2 protein-coding genes are annotated in these 1388 nt (G+C 32.2%); both read right to left on the reverse strand.

Features of this window, described 5'->3' with window-relative positions:
- Window positions 1–48: 48 nt before the first annotated feature.
- On the reverse strand, window positions 49–915 hold the full coding sequence (locus JOD96_RS22370; protein ID WP_209566449.1) for an IS3 family transposase: 867 nt from the start codon (window positions 913–915) through the stop codon (window positions 49–51).
- Entirely contained in the window at window positions 915–1349 is a 435-nt protein-coding gene (locus tag JOD96_RS22375; protein ID WP_209566450.1) for a hypothetical protein, read from the reverse strand. Before JOD96_RS22375 ends, JOD96_RS22370 begins: the two co-directional genes overlap by 1 nt.
- Window positions 1350–1388 lie beyond the last annotated feature (39 nt).

Here is a 1388-nt window from a genome sequence, read left to right on the forward strand (position 1 = left end):
TGACTAGTCCTAAATAATCGATACAGATTATTAGACAAATATATTTAATTAAACACCTGTAAGAACTTTTTTTACAGGTGTTTTTCTTTTATAAGTTCTCATCTGTATTATGTTTTGTTGGTGCATTTGATTAGGGGTGAGCATATAATTAGAGTAATGTGGTCTTTTATTATTATAAATATCAATTGCATTTTTCACTAGAGACTTCATCACGGCAAGCTGCTGATTAAACTTATCAATATTAAATTCTTGTTTTAGAATTCCATTTATTCTCTCTGCCACTGCATTTTCATATGGATCCGAGTTTTGGGTCATACTGCATTTTATATTGTTTTGATCTAATAGTTTTTGATATTGATCAGAACAATACTGTAGTCCTCTATCGGAATGATGGATTAATACTGAGTCTTTATCACTGCGTTGTTTTATTGCATTTTTTAAAGCCGTTAAGGTACTTTGAGTATTCATGTTATCTGCCACATTAAAGCCCATTATTCTTTTAGAGTAAGCATCTGTTATTAGACTTAAATAACAAGGATTATCTCTTTTCCCAATATAAGTTATGTCTGATACCCAGACTTGCTCTGGTCTGCTGATCTGTAAATCTAATATTTGATTTTGATGCTTTCTAAATCGGTGATGAGAGTTTGTTGTTATGTGATAAGAACGTTTAGGCATTATCAACAAATGATTTGCTCTAAGTATATTGATAAATTTATCCCTGCCGATTTTGAGTTGATGCAATTGAACTTTTAAAAGATAATACAGTTTTTTTGCTCCTATTCGGGGCATTGTCTGTCTAATTCCAAGAACCAGGCTGATAACTTCTGAAGCCAGATGCTGTCTGGAACTGGTTCTTTTTATTCTTCGATAATAAACCTGTCTGTCTATCCCGAACAAAGTACAGGCAAACATTATTGTTTGTTGATGTTCTTCTTTAAAATGGTCGATTGTTCGGGTGGTGAGTTTTTTCGGATGTCAATTTGATATTCTTTTTCAGCTATATCAATCATCATATCAAAAATAATAGCTTTTTTATCAGCAACATAAGCCTGCTGTTCTAAAAATGCTTTTTGCTTTTCTAATAACTTCACTTTGGCTTCAAGTTCCATTATTTTTTGTTCAGGAGATTTTGACATAGTAAAAGGTGTTTGATTGTCCCAATCAAAGTTACCAAATTTCCGAAGCCATTGAACGATTGTAGAACGGGACTGAATAGCGTAATCTTTTTTAACTTGAGAAATCGAAGTTCTTCCTTGCTCTATTTCCTGAACAATTTGAAGCTTAAAAGACATAGTGTAGTCTTTTTGTGTACGCTTTATATAGCGTAATTCTTGATCTTTTTCCATAATGATACTTTTTGTGTATCGCTATTTCAGGACTAGACA

The sequence above is a fragment of the Flavobacterium sp. 1355 genome (assembly GCF_017833415.1).
Lineage (GTDB): Bacteria > Bacteroidota > Bacteroidia > Flavobacteriales > Flavobacteriaceae > Flavobacterium.